A 19,148-nucleotide genomic window follows, 5' to 3' on the forward strand; every position below is an offset into this window, starting at 1 on the left:
GGCCGGCGGTCAGCGTGACGGCGGCCGTGGTGGCGAGCGTGACGGCGGCCGTGGCGGCGAGCGCGGCGGAGACCGTCCCGCACGTCCCGCCGGCCAGGGCGCACCGCGCCCCGGCGGCGCGCGTCCGGCCGGACCCCGTCCGGGCAACAACCCCTTCACCAGCGGCGGCTCCACCGGCATGGCGCGCCCCCAGGCGCCCCGTCCCGGCGGTGCCCCGCGCCCCGGCGGCGGTCAGGAGCGCCCCGGCGCCCCGCGTCCGCAGGGTGGCCCCGGCGGCGCCCCGCGCCCGCAGGGTCAGGGTCAGGGCGGCGCACGTCCGTCCCCGGGCGGCATGCCCCGTCCGCAGTCTCCCCGTCCGGGCGGTGCCCCCGCGGGTAACCGTCCGAACCCGGGCATGATGCCGCAGCGTCCCGCCGCGGGTCCGCGTCCCGGCGGTGGCCCCGGCGGTGGCCGTGGTCCCGGTGCCGGCGGCGGCGGTCGCCCCGGTGGCGGCGGCGGTCGTCCCGGTGGCGGCGGCTTCGCAGGCCGTCCGGCCGGTCCCGGTGGCGGCGGTGGCGGCTTCGCAGGCCGTCCCGGTGGTCCCGGTGGCGGTGGCGGCGCAGGCCGTCCCGGTGGTGGCGGCGGCTTCGGCGGTCGTCCCGGATTCGGTGGACGTCCCGGCGGCCCGGGTGCCCGTGGTGGCACGCAGGGTGCGTTCGGCCGTCCCGGTGGTCCCGCGCGTCGTGGCCGGAAGTCGAAGCGTCAGAGGCGCCAGGAGTACGAGGCCATGCAGGCCCCGTCGGTGGGCGGCGTCATGCTGCCTCGCGGCAACGGGCAGGCTGTCCGGCTGTCGCGCGGTGCGTCCCTGACCGACTTCGCGGAGAAGATCAACGCCAACCCGGCGTCGCTCGTCGCCGTGATGATGAACCTCGGCGAGATGGTCACCGCCACGCAGTCCGTCTCCGACGAGACGCTGAAGCTCCTCGCGGACGAGATGAACTACGTCCTCGAGATCGTCAGCCCGGAGGAGGAGGACCGCGAGCTGCTCGAGTCCTTCGACATCGAGTTCGGCGAGGACGAGGGCGGCGAAGAGGCTCTGGTCTCGCGTCCGCCGGTCGTGACCGTCATGGGTCACGTCGACCACGGTAAGACCCGACTGCTGGACGCGATCCGCAAGACGAACGTCGTCGCGGGCGAGGCCGGCGGCATCACGCAGCACATCGGTGCGTACCAGGTCTCCTCCGAGGTCAACGGCGAGGACCGCAAGATCACCTTCATCGACACCCCGGGTCACGAGGCGTTCACCGCCATGCGTGCCCGTGGTGCGAAGTCGACCGACATCGCGATCCTCGTGGTGGCGGCCAACGACGGTGTGATGCCCCAGACGATCGAGGCGCTGAACCACGCCAAGGCGGCCGAGGTGCCGATCGTGGTCGCGGTCAACAAGATCGACGTCGAGGGCGCCGACCCGACCAAGGTGCGCGGTCAGCTCACCGAGTTCGGTCTGGTGGCCGAGGAGTACGGCGGCGACACCATGTTCGTCGACATCTCCGCCAAGCAGGGCCTCAACATCGAGGCTCTTCTGGAGGCCGTCGTCCTCACCGCCGACGCCTCGCTCGACCTGCGGGCCAACCCGGAGCAGGACGCGCAGGGTATTGCGATCGAGTCCCACCTCGACCGCGGTCGCGGTGCCGTCTCGACCGTCCTGGTCCAGCGCGGAACGCTGCGCATCGGTGACACGGTGGTCGTGGGCGACGCCTACGGCCGAGTCCGCGCCATGCTCGACGACAACGGTCAGAACGTCCAGGAAGCGGGTCCCTCGACCCCCGTCCTGGTGCTCGGTCTCACCAACGTCCCGGGCGCCGGCGACAACCTCCTGGTGGTCGACGAGGACCGTACGGCCCGTCAGATCGCCGAGAAGCGTGCCGCCCGTGAGCGCAACGCCAACTTCGCCCGCAAGGGCGTCCGGTTCTCCCTGGAGAACCTGGACGAGGCGCTCAAGGCCGGTCTGGTCCAGGAGCTCAACCTCATCATCAAGGGCGACGCGTCCGGTTCGGTGGAGGCCCTCGAGTCCTCGCTGCTCCAGCTCGACGTCGGCGAAGAGGTCGACATCCGGATCCTGCACCGCGGTGTGGGTGCGGTCACCGAGTCGGACATCAACCTGGCGACCGGCTCCGACGCCATCGTGATCGGCTTCAACGTGCGCGCCGCAGGGCGTGCCGAGCAGATGGCCGAGCGCGAAGGCGTGGACGTCCGGTACTACTCGGTCATCTACCAGGCGATCGAGGAGATCGAAGCGGCCCTCAAGGGTCTGCTCAAGCCGGAGTACGAAGAGGTCGAGCTCGGCACGGCGGAGATCCGCGAGATCTTCCGCTCGTCCAAGCTGGGCAACATCGCCGGTGTGCTGGTCCGCTCCGGCGAGGTCAAGCGCAACACCAAGGCGCGCCTGCTGCGCGATGGCAAGGTCATCGCGGAGAACCTCAACATCTCCGGTCTGCGCCGCTTCAAGGACGACGTCACCGAGATCCGCGAAGGCTACGAGGGCGGTATCAACCTCGGAAACTTCAACGACATCAAGATCGACGACGTCATCGCGACGTACGAGATGCGCGAGAAGCCGCGAGGCTGATCAACGGGGATTCCCGGGGGAGCCCCCCGGGCTCTCCTGCACGGTCGGGGCCGGTCGACGGGTCGTTATTTCCGTCGATCGGCCCCGGCCGTTGCGTGTACGGTTCTGAGGTCCCCGCCAAGCGATGGCGGGGCGCGACCCCGAACCGGCGGGACATCCGGACACACATGTATGTGGGGACACTGTCCTTCGATCTGCTCCTCGGCGACGTACGGTCGTTGAAGGAGAAGCGCTCGGTCGTCCGCCCGATCGTCGCCGAGCTCCACCGCAGGTTCGCGGTGAGTGTCGCGGAGACGGGCGACCAGGACCTCTACCGCAGGGCCGAGATCGGTCTTGCCGTGGTCTCCGGGGACACCGGGCACCTCACAGACGTACTCGACCGGTGCGAGCGAATGATCGCGGGCCGGCCGGAAGTGGAGCTGCTGTCCGTACGACGGCGGCTGCACAGCGACGAAGACGATTGAGCACGTTCAGATAGGAGACGGACCAGTGGCCGACAACGCGCGGGCAAAGAAGCTGGCGGACCTCATCCAGGTGGTGGTCGCCGAGAAACTGCAGCGCGGTATCAAGGACCCGCGTCTGGGCACGCACGTGACCATCACGGACACCCGTGTCACCGGCGACCTGCGGGAGGCCACGGTCTTCTACACGGTCTACGGGGACGACGAGGAGCGGGCCAGCGCGGCCGCCGGACTGGAGAGTGCCAAGGGCATCCTGCGCTCGGCGGTCGGTGCCGCGGCGGGGACGAAGTTCACCCCCACCCTGGCCTTCGTGGCCGACGCCCTGCCGGACAACGCCAAGGCGATCGAGGACCTGCTCGACCGGGCACGCGCCTCGGACGCCAAGGTCCGTCAGGCGTCCTCCGGTGCCACGTACGCCGGCGGCGCCGACCCGTACCGCAAGCCCGAGGACGAGACCGACGAGAACGACGGGGACTCGCCTTCCGCATGACGCAGAACAAGCAGGACAGGACGCCGGACGGACTTGTCATCGTCGACAAGCCGTCCGGCTTCACTTCGCACGACGTCGTGGCCAAGATGCGCGGCATCGCCCGCACACGGCGGGTCGGCCACGCCGGCACGCTGGACCCCATGGCCACCGGTGTCCTCGTGCTCGGTGTGGAGAGGGCGACCAAGCTGCTCGGTCATCTCGCGCTCACCGAGAAGGAGTACCTGGGGACGATCCGGCTCGGCCAGGACACCGTCACCGACGACGCGGAGGGCGAGATCACCTCGTCCACCGACGCCTCGGGGGTGACCCGCGAGGGCATCGACGCGGGGGTCGCCGCACTGAGCGGCGCGATCATGCAGGTGCCGTCCAAGGTCAGCGCCATCAAGATCGACGGCAAGCGGTCCTACGCCCGGGTGCGCGGCGGCGAGGAGTTCGAGATCCCGGCCCGCCCGGTGACCATCTCGTCCTTCCGCGTCTACGACGTGCGCGAGGCGGTCGCGGAGGACGGCACCCCGGTCGTCGACCTGGTCGTCTCCGTCGTGTGCTCCTCGGGTACGTACATCCGCGCCCTGGCCCGTGACCTCGGCGCCGGGCTCGGTGTCGGCGGGCACCTGACCGCGCTGCGCCGCACGCGCGTCGGACCGTACGGCCTCGACGCGGCGCGGACGCTGGAGCAGCACCAGCAGGAGCTGACCGTGATGCCGGTGGCCGAGGCGGCCGCCTCGGCCTTCCCGCGCTGGGACGTCGACGAGAAGCGCGCCAAGCTGCTGCTCAACGGCGTAAGGCTGGACATGCCGTCGTACCCGCCGGGGCCGGTCGGGGTATTCGGGCCCGACGGGGCGTTCCTGGTGCTCGTCGAGGAGCAGAAGGGCAAGGCCAAGAGCCTCGCCGTCTTCGCCTGACGCGACGTCCCCATGGGCTCCGCCCATCGTGGAGCGGGCCCGCCCCCTCGGGTGCGAGCCCGCTCCACGATCCCCCTCCAGGGACCATCCCTGTCCAGAAGAACCCGCCGATTCACCCCAACGGGCGGGCGCTCGGAGTGACTGAGGGGTGCGAGGGGGGCGCTTTCGTCCCGCGCGTTTCCGGTGGCGATCACCTGGGACCTACCGTCGGAGCATGGGCAGCGGGGACCGGTCGAAACTTGTGAGAATCTGCGATCAGGCAGGCCGGCCGCGGGGGACCGGATTCGTCGCGGACGACCGGGGCACTGTCGTCACCAGCCACCAGGCCGTGGGGCGCTCCACGCACCTGACGCTGCACGCCGCCGACGGCCGCAGTCGCACCGTCGGCCCCGACGACATCACGGCGCTGCCCGCTCTCGGCCTCGCCCTGCTGCGCACCGGTGGCCCGGAGGCGCTGGGAGTCGAGCCGCTCCCCATCGCCGTACGCGAGCAGATCGACACGGGCACCTATGTCCGGATCGCCGCCCACGGCTGGCGTGAGGCACGGGTGCTCGGCACGACCCCGGCGACGTATTCCGAGGGCGGACACGAGCACGCCGTGGGCGACGCGCTGGAGCTCGCCCTCGGTACGGACGGGCGCGACGCGCTGCGCTCCGGCGGAGCCGCCGTCGGCGGGCCCGTGACCGACCCGCGCACCGGGGCCGTCCTGGGCGTGCTCTCGACCGCGCTGAGCGCCGGGCGCGAGACCGCCGGCCTCGCGGTGACGCTGACGCCCAGGGACACCCCTGGGCCGCTGGCCGAGGTGCTCCGGCGCAACGCGGGCGGTGTCCCGGGGTACGGCTGCGACCTCAACCTGGCGGGCGCGCTGCTGCTGACCGCCACCTCGCTGGGCCAGGCCGACGGCCGGCCCTGCGGCACGGAGGCCGTCGAACGTCCGGAAATCAGCGTGGAGTTCACCGCCTTCGAGGCCGGGACGGGGCCCGTGCTCGGTCTGGTCGGAGCCCCGGGAACCGGCCGCACCACGGAGCTCGCGGCCCTCGCCGGCCGCCGTGCCCGCGGGCCCGTGCCCGCCCTGACGCTCTGGCTGCGCGGAGCCGATCTGCTGGCCGACGACCTCTCGGTCGCCGACGCGATGACCCGGGCGCTGGAGCGCTCCGGGAGGATCGTCACCGCTGCGGGCGGCCGGGGCGACATGGAGGCAGCCACTCCGGAGCGGGTGGCCCGCCTCGCCGCGGCCTCCGGGAACCCGCTCCTCGTCGTCGTGGACGGCCCGGAGGAGATGCCGCCCGTGCTGGCCCACCGGCTCGCCGGGTGGACCGTGGCGACGGCCGAGTGGCTCCTGGCGCACGAGGTGCGGATGGTCGTCGCCTGCCGTCCCGAGCACTGGGAGACCGCCGGTGCGCTGTATCCGCCGGGCGCCCTGCACAGGCCGGAGCGGGCGGAGGAACCGGTCGGGGGGCTGCCGCCCGCCGTCCGGCTCGGCGACCTCACGGCGGAACAGGCCGAGCGGGCGGGCGAGCGGTACGGCATCCCGCCCGGCTCGATCGCGCAGGGTCACGACCGGCACCCCCTCACCCTGCGCCTGCTCGGCGAGGTGCGTGCGGCGCTGCCTCCCGACGTACCCGGCGTGCCCGGGACAGAGGAGGTCTTCGCCGCCTATCTGGACCTCGCCTGCGTCCGGGTCGCCGTCCGCATCGGCGCCCGGGCCGAGCCCCGGCTCCGGGGCGCCGCGGTCCGCAGGCTGGCGGCGAAGGTCGCCGGCCAGGTCCACGAGGCGGCCAGGCGCTGCCTCGGTCCGGGGCAGGGCGAGCTGGACCGTGAGACCTTCGAGGAGATCTTCCCCTGGCGCACGGGATGGGCCCCGGCCGTCCTCACCGAGGGGCTGCTGGTCCCGGCCGGTGCGGGATACCGCTTCGCTCACGAGGAGCTGGGCGACTGGGTGCAGGGCGCGCACCTCGACCTGGACGCGGCGCTGCACTCGCTGGTCCACCGCTGGCACGCGGACGGCGCCGCCGCGGCGCCCGCACCCGCCCCGCAGGACCCGGCGGAACCCGGCAGCCTCCCCGTGCCGCGCCATCGCATCGGCCCGGTGCTCCAGGCGATGCTCCTGCTGGAGCGGCGGCAGGGACACGCGGCGCTGGCCCACCGGATGGCGGACCTGATCGAGGCGATGGACCGCCTGCCGTCCGCACCCGGCGCACACGAGCGCCTCACCGACGCGGCCTGGTGGGCTGCCCGCCTGCTCCGTGAGAGCCTGCTCCGCGTGCCGGACGCCCGGCCCTGCCTCGGGGTGCTGCGGGTGCTCGCGGGCCGGATCACCCGGCGGTCCCTCTCCGGCGGCCAGGCCGCCCTCGGCCCCTACGCCGAATTCGGGCCCTGGTTCTGGCGCCGGATCCGGCTGCCGGAGGACGACCGGATCGACCTCCTGCGCCGCCTCCTGCCCGCCGACGGCGCCCCGCGCACGGAGGGCGGCGAGCGGTATCTGGATGCCGTGTCCCGGCGCCTCTCCGCCCGCCCCAGGACCGTCCAGGCCCTGCTGTGCCGCTGGTTCACCGACGAGACCCCGCTGCCCGCCGAGGAGGGTGTGCCGATGAGGCTCACCGTGGCCGCCGCGGCACAGGCCCTCCTGTACGCCCGCCGGGACCTCGCCGTCGACGACCTGACCGAGGCGCTCGTGGACACCGCGCACCCGCGCGCCGCCGAACTGCTCGCCGCCCTCGCCGAGGACGGGACCGGCGCCCTCTGCCGGGCCGTCGACCGGTGGGCACGTGACGAGGAGCGGCCCGCCCGGCGCGCCGCCGCAGCCCTCCACGCCACGCTCGCCGCCGTCCGTACCCACTCCGAGTCCGACCGCGCACTGCTGCGCGGCGCGGCGCTCACGCTGCTGGCCCGGCCGGACGACACCGCCCTGCACGCCCAGGCCCTCACCGTCCTCGTAAGGGACCCGGGGGCAGGGCGCCGCTACCTGCCGCAGGCCCTCCGGATCTTCGCCGCCGGTGACCCCCGGCTGCCGGTGGCGCTGCTCACGGAGGTGTTCCCCGAGCACCCCGAGCCGGTACTGGCCGCACTGCGCGCCCGTCTGTCCCTCCCCGGGAACGGCGCCGACGGCGTACTGCGGGAGCTGGCCTCCCTGGACACGCCCGCCCTGGCGCTGCACGCCCCCGGTCTCGTACGCCACTACGTCGAGAGCCGCGGCCGTGCCGGCCAGGACGCCGCTGCTGAGACCGCCGCCTACGTCGGCCTCAGGCTGGAGCACAGCCCGGCCGCCCGCGCCCTGCTGCTGCCCCTGCTGACCGGGCTGCTGCGGGACCGGCCCGCTCCGCCGCCCGTACGCGCCGCGCTCGCCCGGGTGCTCGCCGACACCGGGAGCGCGGCGTCGAGGCCGCTGCGGGCCGAGCTGCTGGAGGTCCTGCTTGAGTTCGAGCAGGACACCGGCAGGGATCCGGAGGTCCTCGACGCCCTGCTGCGGGCGGCCGCGGCAGGTTCCGGACGCCGTCCCGAAGCCCGCACACGGGCTCTGGTGCACCGCACCGGGATGCTCCTCGCGCGGACTCCCGAGGGCGCGGCCCGCTTCGACCACGGGCTGGCCGAACTCGCCCGGGACGTTCCCGGATTCGCGGCGCTCGTCACCCGCTGGCTCGCGGACGCCCCCGACGAGTGGGCCGTCGTCGTGGGCCCCGGCGCCAGGCGGACGATGGAGGAACTGGACGGTCCGAGGTCCGGGATCCCGGTGCCGATGCAGGCCGCAGGACGTGAGCATGGCAGTCTTAGACCTGCGTAATCGACATCTACACGTACACAGGTTCGGGCAAGGAGCGGTCACAGTGCACTGCTGGCGTGGCTTGGAGGACATCCCTGAGGGCTGGGGACGAAGCGTCGTCACCATCGGCTCCTACGACGGGGTGCACCGCGGACACCAGCTGCTCATCGGCCGTGTCGTGGAGCGGGCGCGCGAGCTCGGTGTGCCCTGCGTCGTCGTGACCTTCGACCCGCACCCCAGCGAGGTCGTCCGCCCCGGCACCCACCCGCCGCTGCTCGCCCCGCACCACCGGCGTGCCGAGCTCATGGCCGGACTGGGTGTGGACGCGGTACTGGTCCTGCCGTTCACCGCCGAGTTCTCGAAGCTCTCGCCCGCCGACTTCGTCGTGAAGGTGCTCGTCGACAAGCTGCACGCGCAGCTGGTCGTGGAAGGCCCCAACTTCCGCTTCGGACACCGGGCGGCGGGCAACGTCGCCTTCCTGGCCGAGCTCGGCCCGACGTACGACTTCCGGACCGAGGTCATCGACCTCCATGTGACCGGCGAGGCGGGCGGCGGCGCGCCGTTCTCCTCCACGCTCACCCGGCGCCTGGTCGCCGAGGGAGATGTCGGGGGCGCCGCTGAGATCCTCGGCCGCCCCCACCGCGTCGAGGGCGTCGTCGTGCGCGGCGCCCAGCGCGGCCGCGAGCTCGGCTTCCCCACGGCGAACGTCGAGACCCTGCCGCACACCGCGGTCCCCGCCGACGGCGTCTACGCCGGCTGGCTCACGGTGAACGGCGAGGCGATGCCCGCCGCGATCTCCGTGGGCACGAACCCGCAGTTCGACGGCACGGAGCGCACGGTCGAGGCGTACGCGATCGACCGCGTCGGCCTCGACCTGTACGGGCTGCACGTGGCGGTGGACTTCCTCGCCTACGTACGCGGGATGCTGAAGTTCGATTCGATCGACGAACTGCTCGTGGCGATGGCCGCGGACGTGAAGCGTTCCAGCGAGCTGGTCGCGGCGTACGAACGGGCCTGACGCCCGCCTCGCCCCGGCGTACCGGACGCCCTGACGACCGCAGCGCCGGGCCCGCGGCCCCGCCACGGGGACCGCGGGCGGGGTGTCGTCCCTATCCGGCCGTGGTCACCGGAGCCCCCGCCGCCGCCCAGTGGCAGGCGACCTGGCTCCGTCCGTCACCCTCCAGCACCGGCAGTTCCGCCGTGCGGCACGCGTCCGCGACGCCCGCGCGCTGCGCCTCGCCCGAGGCGAGGACCTGGCAGCGGGCGTGGAAGCGGCAGCCGGACGGGATCTTCGAGGGGTTCGGCGGCTCGCCCGTCAGGATCACCGGCTCGCCGTCACCTTCCGGCAGCACGGACAGCAGCGCCTGTGTGTACGGATGCCGGGGAGCCGTGAGGATCTGCTCGACGTCACCCGTCTCCACGATCCGGCCGAGATACATCACCGCCACCCGGTCCGCGATGTTCCACGCCAGCCCCAGATCGTGCGTCACCACCAGCGCCGACAGACCCAGCTCGTCACGCAGCCGCAGCACCAGGGCCAGGATCTCGCCGCGCACCGAGGCGTCCAGCGACGCCACGGGCTCGTCCGCGACGATGAGCTCCGGCTCCAGGACCAGCGCGCCCGCGATCACGACGCGCTGGCGCTGACCACCGGACAGCTCGTGCGGAAAGCGCAGGAAGAACCGCTCCGGGGGCCGCAGCCCCGCCCGCGCCAGTGCCCCGGACACCGCTGTCCGCTCGTCGCCCGCGTAGCCGTGGATGCGCAGGCCCTCCGCCACCGCGTCGTACACCGTGTGGCGGGGGTTGAGGGAACCGCTGGGGTCCTGCAGCACCAGCTGCACCCGCCTGCGGTACGCCTTGAGCGCCCGGCCCGTGTAGTCGAGGGGCTCGCCGTCGAAGGTGACCCGGCCGGCCGTGGGCGGCACCAGGCCCAGCAGGGACCGGGCCAGCGTCGTCTTGCCGCAGCCCGACTCACCGACCAGGGCGACGATCTCGCCGGGACGGATGTCGAGGTCGACCCCGTCGACGGCCCGGGCGGTCGCCGCCCCGCGACGGCCGGGGAACGCGACCTCCAGCGACCGGGCGCTGAGCAGGGGGGCCGGGGGAGTGGTCGTCATGGGGTGCTCCTTGCTTCCCCGGCACCGCCGTGCGGACCGGGCGTCACGGTCGCTTCCGGTTCCACCAGCACACAGGCCGCCCGCCGGGACTGACCGGCCGGCCGCAGTACCTGGTCCTCGGTGGCGCAGGAGTCCAGCGCCGCCGTGCAGCGCGGATGGAACGTACAGCCGGAGGGCAGGGCCGATGGATCCGGCGGGTCACCCGGCAGGCCGCGCGGCGCGCGCCGCGACGAGAGGTCCCCGATGCGCGGGAACGCGGCCGACAGGGCGCTGCCGTACGGATGCCTGGCGCTGTCGTGAACCTGTTTGGCGGGACCCTCCTCGACGACCCGGCCCGCGTACATCACCGACAGCCGGTCGCACGTGTCGGAGAGCACCGCGAGATCGTGGCTGATCATGATGAGACCGAGGTCCTGGTCGCTGACGAGCTGTTCGATCAGCCGCAGGATCTGCGCCTGGATCATCACGTCGAGCGCGGTGGTGGGTTCGTCGGCGATGATCAGCCGGGGGTCGCAGGCCAGCGCCATCGCGATCATCACGCGCTGGCGCTGACCGCCGGACAGCTCGTGCGGATAGGCGTCCGCGCGCGCGGCCGGAAGACCCACCTGCTCCAGCAGCTCACCGGCGCGCCGGCGGGCGGCGGCCGGGGCCCCTCCGCCGTGCAGCAGGATCGGTTCGGCGATCTGGTCCCCGATGCGGTGCACGGCGTTCAGCGAGTGCATCGCGCCCTGGAAGACGATCGACGCACCCGCCCAGCGCACGGCCCGCAGCCGCCCCCACTTCATGGTGAGGACGTCCTCGCCGTCCAGCAGGATCTCGCCGCTCAGAGTCGCCGACGCGGGCAGCAGCCGCAGCAGGGCGAGCGCCAGCGTCGACTTACCGCAGCCGGACTCGCCGGCGATGCCGAGTTTCTGCCCCGCCTCCACCCGCAGGTCCACACCTCGCACGGCGGGGACGGCCGAGGCCCCCGAGCCGTAGGTGACGTGCAGATTCCGTACGTCGAGCAGCGGCTGCCCGGTCTCCGGCCTCTCGACGCTCTCGGTCTTCACAGCGGTCAACGGGACACCCCCAGCTTGGGGTTGAGCACGGATTCGACGGTGCGGCCGCACAGGGTGAACGCGAGGGCGACGACCGCGATGGCGAGTCCGGGCGGAGCGAGGTACCACCAGTTGCCGGAGCTGACCGCTCCGGCCTCACGGGCGTCCTGGAGCAGTCCGCCCCAGGAGACGATCGTGGGATCGCCGAGCCCGAGGAAGGCGAGGGTCGCCTCCGTGAGGATGGCGGTGGAGATCACCAGCGTGGTCTGTGCGAGCACCAGCGGCATCACGTTGGGCAGGACGTGGCGGGACATGATGTGGCCGTGCCCGCCGCCGAGCGCCTTGGAGCGCTCGATGTACGGGCGTGACTCGACGGACAGCGTCTGCGCGCGTACGAGCCGCGCGGTCGTGGGCCAGGTCGTCACGCCGATCGCGAGGATCGTCGTCCAGACCGACCGCGAGAGCACGGTGGCCAGAGCGATGGCGAGCACCAGCGTCGGCATCACCAGGAACCAGTCGGTGATCCGCATGACGATGTTGCCGTACCAGCCCTTGAAGTGGCCGGCCGTGATCCCCACCAGGGTCCCGATGGCCACAGAGAGGAACGCGGCGAGCAGGCCCACGGTCAGGGAGACCCGTGTCCCCCACACCAGGAGGGCGAGCAGACTGCGCCCGAACTGGTCGGTGCCGAGCGGGAACCCGGCACTCGGTGACTCCAGCGGGCCGCCCGGCGCGGCGGTGACGCTCCGGGAGCCCTCGCCGACCAGCAGCGGGGCGGCCAGCGCGGTCAGGGCGATGACCGCGAGCACGGCCAGGCCTACGAGGCCCGCCCGGTGGCCGCGGTACTGCTGCCAGAAGCGGCCCGCCGCCTGACGCCTGCGGGCCCAGGTGAGTGCGCGCGGGCCGGGGGCCGGCGCGGCGTCGGTAGTCGTCGTCATCGGCCCACCCGGGGATCGAGGAGCGGATAGATCACATCGGCGAGCGTGTTCATCAGGATCACCGCGGCGGCGAAGACGAAGAACAGCGCCTGCACCAGTGGCAGGTCGGGCACGCTGAGCGCCTGGTAGAAGAGCCCGCCGAGGCCCGGCCAGGAGAACACCGTCTCCACCAGGATGGCGCCGGCGACCGTGTTGCCCAGGTTGACGAAGAGCAGCGTCACCGTCGGCAGCATCGCGTTCGGGACGGCGTGCCTGCGGCGTACGAGGTCGTCGCGCAGCCCCTTCGCCCGTGCCGTCGTCAGGTAGTCGCTGCCCATCTCGTCGAGCAGCGAGGACCGCATCACCAGCAGGGTGCGCGCGTACTCGACGGCGACGAGGGTGACGACGGGCAGCACCATGTGGTGGGCCACGTCGAGGACGTGGGCGAGGCCGCTCCCCCCGCCGGACTCCATGCCCCCGGTCGGGAACATGCCGGGGACCGGCCCGATGCCCACCGACAGGGTGACGATCAGGAGCAGACCGAGCCAGAACGAGGGCACCGAGTACAGCGTCAGCGCGAAGGCGGTGTGGAAGCGGTCACCGGCCGAGCCGTTGCGCCAGGCGGACCTGGCGCCCAGCCAGATGCCGATCGCCGTGTAGATCACGAACGCGGTGCCGGTGAGGAGCAGTGTCGCCGGCAGCGCCTCGGTGATCTTGTCCATGACGGGGGCGCGGAACTGGTACGAGGTACCGAAGTCCCCGGTCAGAGCCTTGCCGCAGTATTCGGTGAACTGCTGCCACAGCGGCAGGTCCAGGCCGAACTCCCGCCGCATCGCCGCGATCTGCTCGGTCGACACCTGCCGGCCGCCCGTCATCTGCTTGACCGGGTCGCCCGGGATCAGGCGGAACAGGAAGAAGCTGGTCACGAGCACGGCGAAGAGCGAGACGGCCGCACCGGCCAGCTTGCCCGCCGCATAGCGGAGGTAGGCGGTCGTGCTCCGGGCGCGTGGACTGCGGGCCGGCGGACCGGCCGGAGCCGGGCCGCCGGTCCGCACAGCGTCCACGCCCGCCACGCCCTTCAGGAGCGCGGGAGTGCTTTCTGTGCTCATGGGCTATTCACGGTCTTCCGCGGTGGAACGGCGACGCATGGCGAACAGCAGCCCGCCACCGGCGAGGACGGCTACGGCGACACCGACACCGATGAGGACCCCGGTGGAGCTGCCGCCGTCGCCGGACGAGCCGCCCGACGCGCCGTCGGCCGGGACAGCCGACCACCAGCTCCAGTAACCGTCCTGACCGTAGATGTTGCCCGCGTCCGAGGGCATGGTCGTGATCGACTCGATCTGGTCGGTCCGGTAGGCCTCGACGGCATTCGGGTACGCCATGACATTCATGTATCCCGTGTCGTACAGCCGCGACTCCATCTGCTTCACGAGGTCGGCCCGTTTGGCGGGGTCGTATTCGGCCAGCTGCTTCGCGTAGAGCTCGTCGTACTGCTTGTCGCAGATGAAGTTGTCCGTCGCCGCGGACTCCTTCGCCTTGGCGGGCAGCGCAGCGCAGGTGTGGATCGACATGACGAAGTCGGGGTCCGGGTTGACGGACCAGCCGTCGAAGGCGAGGTCGTACTCACCCGCGTACCAGGGGTCCGAGACGTTGTCGAGGCAGTCGACCTTCAGACCGATGCCGAGATCGCCCCACCACTCCTGGAGGTACTTCCCGATGGCCTTGTCGTTGGGGTCCGTGGCGTGGCACAGGATGCGGAAGTCGAGCGCCTTGCCGTCCTTGCCGGTCCGCTTGCCGGCGCTGTTCTTCCGGTAGCCCGCCTCGTCGAGCAGGGCAGCGGCCTTCGCCGGGTCGTAGGCGAGCTTCTGCCCGGCCGTCGGCTTCCAGAAGTACGAGCCGTAACGCGGCGGGATGTAGCCCTCACCCTCCATGGCGTAGCCCTGGAAGACCTTGTCGATGATGGCCGTGCGGTCCACGGCCATGAACAGCGCCCGGCGGACCTTCTGGTCCAGCAGCGCCGGGTGCCCGTCGCCGAACTTCTGGCCGTCCTTGGTCCGTGCGCCGGGGTTGGTGGCAAGCGCGTAGAAGCGCCGGCCGGGGGCGTCGTTCACCTTGATGTTGTCGGTGGTCTTGAGTGACTCGGCCTGCGCGGGCGTCAGACTCGGACTTCCGGCGACGAAGGAGACTTCACCCTTTCGGAGGGCCGCCACGGCCGCGTCCTGGTCCTTGTAGTACCGGAAGACGAGCTCGTCGAACTTGGGGGCGCCGCGCCAGAAGTCCTTGTTGGCCTTCAGCTTCACGTAGCTGTCGACCTTGTAGTCCGTCAGGATGAAGGGCCCGTTGCCGACGACGGGGAACTTCGTGTCGTTGTTGAACTTCGAGAAGTCGCCGACCTTCTCCCAGACGTGCCTGGGGACGATGGGCACGTCCAGCGCCGTCATCGTGGCCTGAGGCTGCTTCAGCTCTATGACCAGCTTGTCCGGGCCGGTCGCCGTCACCTTCTTGAAGTTGCCGACGAAGCTGCCGTTCGAGGTGGCGGCGCCCTCGTCCGTCATCATCTTGTTGAAGGTCCACGCCGCGTCCTCGGCGGTGGCCTTCTCGCCGTCCGACCACTTCGAGTCCGACCGGATGGTGTACGTCCACGTCAGCTTGTCCGCCGAGGTCTCCCACTCGGTGGCGAGCCCGGGGATCGTGCGGCTGTCCTTGGCGTCGTAGTTGGTGAGGTAGTCGTACATCAGGCGGTGGATGCTCGTGGACACCAGCCGCTGCGCGAGGAACGGACTCAGGGAGTCGACGCTCTGCGCGACCGCGACCGTGAGGGTCGACTTCCCGTCGGCGGCCTGCGCTTCCTGCGGGGAGGGGCCGAAGGGGCTGCCGAGGACGACCGATCCGGCGGCCAGGGCCAGGGCGGCGGCTCCGGAGGCGAGGAGGATACGCAGGCGGCGGCCTGGGGGGCGGAAGGAACGTGAGGGGAATCTTGTGACCATGGACGGTGACCTCGCGTCATTACTCGCATGGTGAAGGCGGGCAGATCTCTGGTTCGCCAGCTGGTGAAGCGAAGGTCTATCAGCGCCGTCGGGTCGCGTCAACGGTCCGCCAAACCGCGTGTGGTCTGCGGGAATGCGATGAGGGCCCGCACCGTGTACACGGTGCGGGCCCTCATTGGTTCAGACCTCTCCGGCCCTACTGCTGAGGCGCCGGCGGTGGCTGGGGAGGGTGCTGCTGCCGGCCCGACGGCGGAACCGGTCCTCGCAGTTCGGGCTGTCCTGGCTGATGTGCCTGGCCATCGTGTTGCGCGGGCGGCGGAGGCGGTCCGGCCGGGCCCCCGCCGGGCGGTGCCTGGGAGGGCTGCTGCTGCCAGCCGTTGCTCCCCGCACCCGGCCCCGCGTACGGCTGCTGCGGTGCGGCGGCGGCCTGATGGGGCGGGGGCTGCTGTCCCCCGTACGGCTGCTGCCCACCGTAGTGCTGCTGTCCCCCGTACGGCTGCTGCCCACCGGGTGCGTGCGGCTGCTGGGGTGGATACGGCTGCTGCCCGGGGTACGGCTGTCCGGGGTACTGCTGCCCGGGGTACGGCTGACCCGGGTACGGCTGCCCGGGCTGGGGCTGGGGTGCGTACTGCTGCTGCCCGGGCGTCTGCTGACCGGGCATCGGCGGGGCGAACTGGGGTGGCGGGCTGGTGCCGTCCGCGGTCCACAGTCCCTGCTGCTGCTGGGCCCGCTGGAAGTCCTCCGCGACGAGCGCGGAGAGGTTGAAGTAGGCCTCGCGGGTCTTCGGGCGCATCATGTCGAGGTCCACCTCGGCGCCGGCCGACAGGTGCTCGTCGAACGGCACGACCACCACGCCCCGGCAGCGGGTCTCGAAGTGCTGCACGATGTCGTCGACCTTGATCATCTTTCCGGTCTCGCGGACACCGGAGATGACGGTCAGGGAACGCTGCACCAGTTCCGCGTAACCGTGCGCCGACAGCCAGTCGAGCGTGGTGGACGCGCTGGAGGCACCGTCGACGGACGGCGTCGAGATGATGATCAGCTGGTCGGCGAGGTCCAGCACCCCGCGCATCGCGCTGTAGAGCAGGCCGGTGCCCGAGTCGGTGAGGATGATCGGGTACTGCTTGCCCAGGACGTCGATCGCCCGGCGGTAGTCCTCGTCGTTGAAGGCCGTGGAGACCGCCGGGTCCACGTCGTTGGCGAGGATCTCCAGACCGGACGGCGCCTGCGAGGTGAAGCGGCGGATGTCCATGTACGAGTTGAGGTACGGGATCGCCTGGACCAGGTCGCGGATGGTGGCCCCGGTCTCGCGGCGCACCCGCCGGCCGAGCGTGCCGGCGTCCGGGTTGGCGTCGATGGCGAGGATCTTGTCCTGCCGCTCGGTGGCGAGGGTGGAGCCGAGCGCGGTGGTCGTCGTGGTCTTGCCGACACCGCCCTTGAGGCTGATCACCGCGATCCGGTAGCACGACAGCACCGGCGTGCGGATCAGGTCCAGCTTGCGCTGCCGCTCGACCTCCTCCTTCTTCCCGCCCAGCTTGAAGCGCGAGGCGGCCGACGGGGTGCGGCTGCTCTTGGCCTTCTGCTTGCCCCGGACCAGCCGGTCCGAGGACAGCTCCACGGCGGCCGTGTAGCCGAGCGGGGCGCCCGGCACGGAGCGCTCGCGCTGGTCGTGGGTGACCGGCGTCGGCCAGGCGGAACCGGTGCGCGGATCGACGGGCGGGGCCTGCGGTGCAGGCGGCTGGGCCTGGTAGGCCTCGTGCTGCTGCTGCTGCTGCTGCTGCTGCCGCTGCTGCTGCTGCTGGGCAGGCAGGTTCGGGGTGCCATGGGCCGGCTGCTGCGGGATCTGCGGGGGGAGCGGGGCCCCCTGCGCCGGGAACCGCTGCTGCTGGCCGGCCTGCGGGGCCGGGAACCCGTAACCGCCCTGGGGCTGTGCCGCCGGGGGCTGTTGGGGCGTGCCCTGGGCGGGGAACTGCTGCTGGGGCGCCTGCGGGAACCCGTAACCGCCTTGCTGTTGGGGCGCCTGCGGGAACCCGTAACCTCCCTGCTGGGCAGGCGTGTTGGGCTGAACCTGCTGCTGGGGCGCAGGCGGGGACGGCTGTGCGGGCGGCGGTGTCGGGCCCTGAGGGAATCCGTAGCCCCCCGGTGCTCCGGCAGCCGGAGGGGGCTGCTGTGCGGGCCACTGCGGCGCGGCTTGCGGCGCGCCCGGTTGCGGCGCGGCCGGCTGGAAGGCGGGCGGCAGCGGAGGGAGGGCGCCCTGCGGGGGCGGCGCCGGTGTCCACGGGGCCGGTGCGTTCGACGGCACGGGACTCGGACTCCGGGGCACGTCCGCCGGCGCTGCGCCGGCCTGCGGCGTAACCGTGGGCGGCGTACCGGTCCGCGGCGTAACCGTGGGCGGCGTACCGGTCGGTGCGTCCTGGGGTGTGTCCTTGGGCGCCGCGTCCGTCACGGAGGCCACGGGTACGTCGGATTGGCCGGAGGCCTGTTCGCCGTCCGTCTCCGGGTCGTCGGCGGACGTCCGTACGGGGTCTTCCGTCGCGTCCGCCACGGAGCTCTTCGCCGCGTCCGGCTCCGCCGCGTCCGGCTCCGCCGCGTCCGGTTCGGGGGAGTCCGCGCCGTCGCTCCCTTCGGAGCCCCTGTCGTTCACCGGACCGGCCGGTTCTGCGGCTGCCGGCCCGGATGGGGCGGCAGCGTCCGGCGGCCCGGCCGGATCGCCGGAGCCCGACGTCGTGGGTGCGGCCCCGGCCCTGGCCGCCTCGCGTTCGGCGATCTCCTGCTTCAGCGCGGCGGGGGAGAAGCGCATGGTGGCGCCGCTCTCCACGTCGCCGCCGCCGAACGCGCCGCTCGCCGCGTCCGGCTGACCGGAGCCCGCCGCAGGCGGTGCCGGGACCGGGGGAGCGGGGGTGAATGAAGGCGAGGGCGGCTCCGACGAGGCGGCGGAAGATGCCTCGGACGGTGCTGCCGGAACCGGCGGCCAGCCGCGCTCGAAGCCACCCGAGGCCGGCGGCCCCGGTACGGACAGCGGCGCCCCCTGCGGCGGAGGCGGCGCAAGGTGCGAGCCCGCTCCACCCGACGAGTCACCCGGCGCGTTCTGCGTGTACCAGGCGGGCGGGGTGTAGTCGATGGTGAACTCACCCGTCATCTCGGCGGGATCCGCGTCGGACGACTCGTCGACGGGCGTGTTCCATCCCCCGTTGATCTCGTCCCGATCGCCGTTCACTTTGCCTCCTGGTGTGGTCGAGCACCCTTGTGCCGTGATGGGTGGGGGCGACCGTTCCGGCAGTCCGGTCCGCCCGGCTCTCCCCCTTGCGACGCGCGGCGCCTGCCCGCAGGTTCCTCCGCCGTGTCCCTACCCACCCTAATCGCCGCGGGGCGCACTGCGGCAGGCCGTATCGCACAGCGGCAACTGTCCCTCGGATCACACCCAGCCGTCGAGCGGAGCACGGAGGGAGAACGTGATGGAACGGGCCATTTGTCGCACCCGGGACGCGCCGGGTCACAGTGCGGGACGCGCCAGGGAGCAGCCAGGGACGCGTCAGGACACAGCGCGGGGGCGGCCGTCCCGGACAGCCGCCCCCGCACTGCGCACCCGCCTACTTGAGGTCGAATTCACCGTCCCGCGCGCCCAGTACGAACGCGCGCCACTCGGCCTCCGTGTAGCGCAGCACCGTCCCGGGGTCGAGCGAGGAGCGCATGGCGACCGCACCCCCGGGGAGGTGGGCGATCTCCACCCGTTCCTCGGCGTCCTCGGTACCGGGTGCGCTCAGCCACTCGGCATCCGAGATGTCGAGAGCGTAGAGCTCGTCCTTTTCCTGCTGGGTGCCCATGCGCACGTCCCTTCGGTCGAACCGTGTCGTTCATCGCCATGA

Annotated in this window: 13 protein-coding genes; 6 read left to right on the forward strand and 7 right to left on the reverse strand. The window is 72.5% G+C overall.

What is annotated here, in order from left to right; all coding sequences use genetic code 11:
• From infB to BFF76_RS04165, 6 genes are all read left to right on the forward strand, one after another.
• Window positions 1-2,608: translation initiation factor IF-2 (gene infB / locus BFF76_RS04140; RefSeq protein WP_107418391.1), on the forward strand; the 2,608-nt coding region annotated here is incomplete at its 5' end.
• Window positions 2,609-2,775: 167 nt separating this feature from the next.
• Window positions 2,776-3,072: a DUF503 domain-containing protein gene (locus BFF76_RS04145; protein WP_053929043.1), complete on the forward strand. Its 297-nt coding sequence runs from the start codon at window positions 2,776-2,778 to the stop codon at window positions 3,070-3,072.
• Between the two features lie 25 nt (window positions 3,073-3,097).
• Window positions 3,098-3,559 carry a 30S ribosome-binding factor RbfA gene (gene rbfA, locus BFF76_RS04150; protein ID WP_031100367.1) on the forward strand — a complete coding sequence of 154 codons (462 nt, stop codon included), beginning with the start codon at window positions 3,098-3,100 and terminating at the stop codon, window positions 3,557-3,559.
• On the forward strand, window positions 3,556-4,461 hold the full coding sequence (gene truB, locus BFF76_RS04155) for a tRNA pseudouridine(55) synthase TruB (protein WP_053929044.1): 906 nt from the start codon (window positions 3,556-3,558) through the stop codon (window positions 4,459-4,461). The genes rbfA and truB overlap by 4 nt, the downstream gene beginning before the upstream one ends.
• A 214-nt stretch (window positions 4,462-4,675) precedes the next feature.
• The gene (locus BFF76_RS04160) at window positions 4,676-8,242 is read left to right on the forward strand and encodes a trypsin-like peptidase domain-containing protein (protein WP_065847214.1); all 3,567 of its coding nucleotides are present in this window, start codon (window positions 4,676-4,678) and stop codon (window positions 8,240-8,242) included.
• A 43-nt stretch (window positions 8,243-8,285) separates the two neighbouring features.
• Window positions 8,286-9,239, forward strand: coding sequence for a bifunctional riboflavin kinase/FAD synthetase (locus BFF76_RS04165; RefSeq protein ID WP_053929046.1), 954 nt, complete (start codon window positions 8,286-8,288; stop codon window positions 9,237-9,239).
• 91 nt (window positions 9,240-9,330) lie between these two features.
• Here BFF76_RS04165 and BFF76_RS04170 read toward each other — a convergent pair whose 3' ends face one another.
• From BFF76_RS04170 to BFF76_RS04200, 7 genes are all read right to left on the reverse strand, one after another.
• Complete coding sequence (locus BFF76_RS04170; RefSeq protein WP_065847216.1) at window positions 9,331-10,338, reverse strand: oligopeptide/dipeptide ABC transporter ATP-binding protein; 1,008 nt, start codon at window positions 10,336-10,338, stop codon at window positions 9,331-9,333.
• Complete coding sequence (locus tag BFF76_RS04175) at window positions 10,335-11,396, reverse strand: ABC transporter ATP-binding protein (protein ID WP_031100379.1); 1,062 nt, start codon at window positions 11,394-11,396, stop codon at window positions 10,335-10,337. Before BFF76_RS04175 ends, BFF76_RS04170 begins: the two co-directional genes overlap by 4 nt.
• A complete protein-coding gene (locus tag BFF76_RS04180; protein WP_031100381.1) occupies window positions 11,393-12,313 on the reverse strand; it encodes an ABC transporter permease in 921 nt (306 codons plus the stop codon). Before BFF76_RS04180 ends, BFF76_RS04175 begins: the two co-directional genes overlap by 4 nt.
• The gene (locus BFF76_RS04185; protein ID WP_031100383.1) at window positions 12,310-13,401 is read right to left on the reverse strand and encodes an ABC transporter permease; all 1,092 of its coding nucleotides are present in this window, start codon (window positions 13,399-13,401) and stop codon (window positions 12,310-12,312) included. The genes BFF76_RS04180 and BFF76_RS04185 overlap by 4 nt, the downstream gene beginning before the upstream one ends.
• A 3-nt stretch (window positions 13,402-13,404) precedes the next feature.
• On the reverse strand, window positions 13,405-15,282 hold the full coding sequence (locus tag BFF76_RS04190; RefSeq protein ID WP_065847218.1) for an ABC transporter substrate-binding protein: 1,878 nt from the start codon (window positions 15,280-15,282) through the stop codon (window positions 13,405-13,407).
• 196 nt (window positions 15,283-15,478) lie between these two features.
• On the reverse strand, window positions 15,479-18,499 hold the full coding sequence (locus tag BFF76_RS04195) for an SCO5717 family growth-regulating ATPase (RefSeq protein ID WP_065847220.1): 3,021 nt from the start codon (window positions 18,497-18,499) through the stop codon (window positions 15,479-15,481).
• Between the two features lie 373 nt (window positions 18,500-18,872).
• Window positions 18,873-19,106, reverse strand: a complete 234-nt coding sequence (locus BFF76_RS04200) for a DUF397 domain-containing protein (protein ID WP_031100392.1) — start codon at window positions 19,104-19,106, stop codon at window positions 18,873-18,875.
• Window positions 19,107-19,148 lie beyond the last annotated feature (42 nt).

This window comes from Streptomyces mutomycini (assembly GCF_001700505.1).
Lineage (GTDB): Bacteria > Actinomycetota > Actinomycetes > Streptomycetales > Streptomycetaceae > Streptomyces > Streptomyces mutomycini.

Coding starts and splice junctions, on each gene's coding strand:
- BFF76_RS04145 (WP_053929043.1), top strand. CDS start 2,776: ATGTATGTGGGGACACTGTCCTTCGATCTGCTCCTCGGCGACGTACGG.
- truB (WP_053929044.1), top strand. CDS start 3,556: ATGACGCAGAACAAGCAGGACAGGACGCCGGACGGACTTGTCATCGTC.
- BFF76_RS04160 (WP_065847214.1), top strand. CDS start 4,676: ATGGGCAGCGGGGACCGGTCGAAACTTGTGAGAATCTGCGATCAGGCA.
- BFF76_RS04170 (WP_065847216.1), bottom strand. CDS start 10,338: ATGACGACCACTCCCCCGGCCCCCCTGCTCAGCGCCCGGTCGCTGGAG.
- BFF76_RS04180 (WP_031100381.1), bottom strand. CDS start 12,313: ATGACGACGACTACCGACGCCGCGCCGGCCCCCGGCCCGCGCGCACTC.
- BFF76_RS04185 (WP_031100383.1), bottom strand. CDS start 13,401: ATGAGCACAGAAAGCACTCCCGCGCTCCTGAAGGGCGTGGCGGGCGTG.
- BFF76_RS04190 (WP_065847218.1), bottom strand. CDS start 15,282: ATGGTCACAAGATTCCCCTCACGTTCCTTCCGCCCCCCAGGCCGCCGC.
- BFF76_RS04200 (WP_031100392.1), bottom strand. CDS start 19,106: ATGGGCACCCAGCAGGAAAAGGACGAGCTCTACGCTCTCGACATCTCG.